Source organism: Meridianimarinicoccus aquatilis (assembly GCF_004358675.1).
GTDB lineage: Bacteria > Pseudomonadota > Alphaproteobacteria > Rhodobacterales > Rhodobacteraceae > Meridianimarinicoccus > Meridianimarinicoccus aquatilis.
Map to the genome: position 1 here is coordinate 1 of NZ_SMZO01000111.1, position 4,559 is coordinate 4,559.

Below are 4,559 nucleotides of genomic sequence, written 5' to 3' on the forward strand. Positions count from 1 at the left end.
GGGACTGTTGCATTAGCTTCGTTTCGTAGCGACGATGTGGCTTTGGAGGTTCTCGATGCCGCATAAATCACCGTTCAAGCACCATCGTTTTCCACGTGAGATCATCCTGTGCGCCGTACGCTGGTATCTGCGCTTCCCGCTGTCCTACCAAGATGTTGTGGATCTTCTGGCGGAGCGCGGCGTCAACGTCGATCGGTCGACCGTGTATCGCTGGGTCCAGAAGTTTGGCCCGGAGCTGACGCGGCGCACCGAACGGCATCTGCGCCGCGGCAGCGTTGATTGGCATGTGGACGAAACGTATATCCGCGTCGGCGGCAAGTGGCGCTACCTCTGGCGCGCGATCGATGCCAACGGGCAGATGGTTGACTTTCGGCTGACCGCAAGACGCGATGCGAAGGCCGCGAAAGCCTTTCTTTGCAAGGCGATCGAGCGCGTGCGGCTCCACCGGCCGGTAACAATCTGCACCGACAAGGCACACGCCTACCGGCGCGTCATCCGCGAGATCAACCACCGATATGACCCGCACTTCGACAGCATCCGTCACATTGACCGGAAATGGCGAAACAACCTGATCGAGAGCGACCACGCCGCAATGAAACGGCTCCTTGGCTATCGCCAGAGTTTCCGCTCGCTCCGATCCGCCAAAGCGACCCTCAGCGGAGTCGAAACGATTCGGACCATCAAACGCGGCCATATCCACCACAAACAACCCGGCGTCAGAGGCGAGATTGAATTCATCGCCAGCCTCTTCAAAACCGCCACGTAACCACCTGTGCCATCAGGGAAAGCTCAACACGCGCAAATTAACGCAACAGTCCCCTATGCCCTGTAGCTGCGCAGGGCGACTTGCCTATTTTTGGCGTATGGGAGTGTGTCGGAACACCTATGACGATCGACGCGACGAGCTATCAGGGAAAACCTATAAAAACGATCGAGAAAATGGGATCTGATTTCTTGGTAACTCTCGAAGATGGATACCGATTTGCCGCTTTCGACGTGACTTCGACAACATTTACATGGTCATCACCTCAGAGTGGCGACACGTTCGAGTGCCATAAGCCGTAATGGCCTCGGCCGCATAGATTGCGGCCGCTTCCACGGCTGGTTATCAGACTTGCGGGATCGACGCGCAAAGGTGCGCATGGCCGCAAGGCTGGACCGTCTTGCCGTGGGGAACCCCGGTGACGTAAAACCCGTTGGCGGCGGCATATCAGAGCTGCGTATCAACTACGGCCCCGGATACCGGGTCTACTACACGACGCGCGGCAAGGTGCTGATTGTCCTGCTTTGTGGCGGAGATAAATCATCCCAAGATGCCGACATCAAACAGGCCAAGGCGCTGGCTGATTACTGGAAGGACTGAGCGATGGAAGACGTAACTTTTGCCCGCTACGACACAGCAGATTACCTCGAAACCGAGGATGATATCGCCGCCTATCTTGAGGCGGTCATGGAAGAGGGCGGAGATAACCCGGCCTATATCGCCCGCGCCCTGGGGGCCGTGGCCCGCGCGCGCAACATGACCGCTCTGGCGAGCGAGATCGGCATGAGCCGGGTGGGGCTGAACAAAGCGCTGTCCGGTGAAGGAAACCCAACGCTGGCGACGGTTATGAAGGTTACGAAGGCGCTCGGGCTAAAAGTTTCGATCCAGCCAGCGGCGTAGCTCGGGGGAATCCGGGGAAGATCACCTCAGACCTCTCATGATTTACTCATAAGCAAAGAAGCTACAAGGAATATGTGAATAGACCTCATGATTGAGCGTTCTATGTGCGATTATTCCATGAAAGGTCTCTGTAATTTGTGATTTTATTTGCAGACTTCCTTGAGACATCTCTCCCAAAGGAGGCATGTTGTCCCTGTAATATTGAAGGAGACACATACCATGCCAACTATACTTGCAGAAAGGCTTCATGCTGAAGCCGAGAAAAAGGGTTTCACTCAGGAGAAGCTCGCTGAGGCTGTCGGGATCAGCCGGGAGCAGTGCGGTAAGCAACTTCGAAAGAAGGGTCTTATCCGTATAAAGTAACCGCGCCATTGAGACCGCAGCTTATGCGGCTTGACTATCGGTTGTGGATGCCAGCGGCGCCCAATTCCACGGTAATAATTCATCGAGCCTGTTGATTTTGTGATCGTGGATGCGGTCGAGGATGTCGGCGAGATAGGCCTGCGGGTCGAGACCGTTGAGCTTGGCGGTTTCGATGATGGTCATAGCGCGAGCGAGGGTTTCCGCACCGGTATCGGCCCCTGCAAATAGCCAATTTTTCCTTCCAATGCCAATTGGACGCAAGGCGCGCTCGGCGGGATTGTTGTCGATAGCGACGCGGCCATCGGTCAGGAACAGGCTGAAGGCCTCCTGTCGACTGAGGCCATAGCGGAATGCCTTGGCCAGATCGCTTTTGCCCGGAATGCGCAGGAGTTGTTGCTCTGACCAAGCAAAGAAGGCCGTGACCTTTGGTTGGCTCAACTGTTGACGTGCGGCATGGCGGACACCAGCGGGTTGACCGTTAATGTCGCGCTCGATGTCGTAAAGCTTGCCGATCCGGTCGAGCGCCTCGCGGGCAATCTCGGATTTTGTCGAGGTCCAAAAATCATGGAAGTCACGCCGCAGATGGGCCCAACAGGCTGCCTCTCGCAAACGCCGCCCACTATTGGGTTCAGGCTCGTAAAGCTTGGCATAGCCCTTGTAGCCGTCCGCCTGCAGGATGCCGCGGGCATTGGCCAGATGGCTGAGGATGTGCTCTTCCTTCCAGTTCGGTGCGAACCGATAGACCGCACCGGGTGGCGCGGCACCCGCCCATGGGCGCTGATCGCGCACATAGGCCCAGATCCGGCCTTGCTTCACACCTTTGCCAAGCCCTTTGTCTTTCTTGGAGCGGTCCAACACCCGGATCGGCGTATCATCTGCGTGCAGCAAATCGCTGCCCATGATGTCAGCCTCAATGCGCTCGATCAGCGGCGACAGGGCCTTCATGGCGCGGCCACACCAGCCGACCAGCGTGCTTTCGGGGATGTCCGCCCCCATGCGGGCGAAGATCTCGTGCTGGCGATATAACGGAAGGTGGTCGTCGAACTTCGAGACCAGCACATGCGCCAGCAGGTTCGGGCCTGCCATACTGCCCGGGATCGGACGGCTTGGCGCGGGTTCCTGCACGATCCGCTCGCAGCGGCGGCAGGACTTCTTGATCCGGGCGATCTGGATCACCTTCATCTGCGCGGCGATCATGTCGAGGAGTTCGCTGACATCCTCGCCCACCACGCGAAGATCGCCGCCACAGTCAGGGCAGCAGGTGCCGGGGTCCAGTTCACGCCGCTCGCGTGGGGTCGTATCCGAGACCCGTGGTCGGCGGCGCAAAGCGGGTGCATCGGCAGCTTCCGGTGACGGTTCATCCTGCCCTTCGTCGATGGGCGCGTCATCGTTTTCCGCTACGGCGACCAACAGGTCTTCGAGCGCCAGTTCCAGCTGCTCGATTTCGCGCTCGACCTTTTCCGAGGACTTGCCAAAGGCCAGTTTCTGCAACTTGGCGATCCGCAGGCGCAACGCTTGAACCAGTTGATCATGGACACGCAATGTCGCCGACATCTTGGCGTTCTCTGCCTCGATCCGAGCATTTTCTACCTGCAAAGCCGCGATCATCGCCCTCAATTCAGCGGGATCATCAGGCAAATTTTCATCAGGTTTCGACATGCGCCTGACTACCAAAAATCAGGCTATAGCACCATATAAATAAAGCAAATCAGGTCGCAAAATCACCCGACCCGCGCAGGCGGAGCGCCCCAATCGGGACGCCGCCAGTCGATGCCTTCCCAGAGCATCGCGAGCTGTGCAGAGGTCAGCCGCACCGCCCCATCCTTGGCGCTCGGCCAAGGGAAACGCCCCCGCTCAAGCACCTTGTAATAGAGGCAAAACCCCTGACCGTCCCAGTAGAGCAGCTTCAGCCGGTCACCACGCCGTCCCCGGAACGCAAACACCGCCCCACTGGCGGGTTTCTGACGCAGCACATCTTGGGCAAGTGCCGCCAGCCCGGCGATCCCCTTTCGCATATCCGTCACACCGCAGGCCAGATACACGCGAACGCCGGTGCCAGGGCCGATCATGCGGCTTCCACGGCACGGATCAAGGACGTCAGCGCGGCCGGGTCTATCGTGCTATCAAAATGAAGGCGATGGCCGCACCGTAAGCGCAATTCGACTGCAACTGGTGGCGACGTATCAGCTGCCGTAGGCTGCCCCGCCGACACTGGCATATCCAAAGGGTAGAAAAGCGCCCCGGCATTGGGCGTCCACAGGCCCTTCTTCTTGAGATCATGCCGCCAGGCGTAAATCTGTTGCCGCGTAACCTCATGGCGTTGCGCCACCTGCGTCACCGTCGCCCCGTCTATCCCAACCGACATGACAATCTCGAGCTTGTCCTCGTCACGCCAGAAACGCCGTCGCTCGACCCCAAGAATTTCACCACGCATCGATGACCCCGCATAAGACACGTCGTTAACGACGTCGTTAAACACGTATCTTAGATCATCGCCCCAGCGTCAGGCAGGCGGTGCCAATGGTGCGGTTAC

6 protein-coding genes are annotated in these 4,559 nt (G+C 58.5%); 3 read left to right on the plus strand and 3 right to left on the minus strand.

Annotated features, from left to right (window positions below; genetic code table 11):
* Window positions 1–55 precede the first annotated feature (55 nt).
* From E2L05_RS20415 to E2L05_RS20425, 3 genes are all read left to right on the plus strand, one after another.
* Window positions 56–766 carry an IS6 family transposase gene (locus E2L05_RS20415; RefSeq protein ID WP_133343683.1) on the plus strand — a complete coding sequence of 237 codons (711 nt, stop codon included), beginning with the start codon at window positions 56–58 and terminating at the stop codon, window positions 764–766.
* A 267-nt stretch (window positions 767–1,033) separates the two neighbouring features.
* On the plus strand, window positions 1,034–1,363 hold the full coding sequence (locus E2L05_RS20420) for a type II toxin-antitoxin system RelE/ParE family toxin (RefSeq protein ID WP_279512650.1): 330 nt from the start codon (window positions 1,034–1,036) through the stop codon (window positions 1,361–1,363).
* Window positions 1,364–1,366: 3 nt separating this feature from the next.
* Window positions 1,367–1,663: an addiction module antidote protein gene (locus tag E2L05_RS20425; RefSeq protein ID WP_133344862.1), complete on the plus strand. Its 297-nt coding sequence runs from the start codon at window positions 1,367–1,369 to the stop codon at window positions 1,661–1,663.
* A 384-nt stretch (window positions 1,664–2,047) separates the two neighbouring features.
* Here E2L05_RS20425 and tnpC read toward each other — a convergent pair whose 3' ends face one another.
* From tnpC to tnpA, 3 genes are all read right to left on the minus strand, one after another.
* Window positions 2,048–3,685 carry an IS66 family transposase gene (tnpC, locus tag E2L05_RS20430; RefSeq protein ID WP_133341571.1) on the minus strand — a complete coding sequence of 546 codons (1,638 nt, stop codon included), beginning with the start codon at window positions 3,683–3,685 and terminating at the stop codon, window positions 2,048–2,050.
* Between the two features lie 62 nt (window positions 3,686–3,747).
* Window positions 3,748–4,095 carry an IS66 family insertion sequence element accessory protein TnpB gene (gene tnpB, locus E2L05_RS20435; protein WP_099828201.1) on the minus strand — a complete coding sequence of 116 codons (348 nt, stop codon included), beginning with the start codon at window positions 4,093–4,095 and terminating at the stop codon, window positions 3,748–3,750.
* Window positions 4,092–4,460 carry an IS66-like element accessory protein TnpA gene (gene tnpA / locus E2L05_RS20440; RefSeq protein ID WP_133340995.1) on the minus strand — a complete coding sequence of 123 codons (369 nt, stop codon included), beginning with the start codon at window positions 4,458–4,460 and terminating at the stop codon, window positions 4,092–4,094. The genes tnpB and tnpA overlap by 4 nt, the downstream gene beginning before the upstream one ends.
* Between the last annotated feature and the right edge of the window lie 99 nt (window positions 4,461–4,559).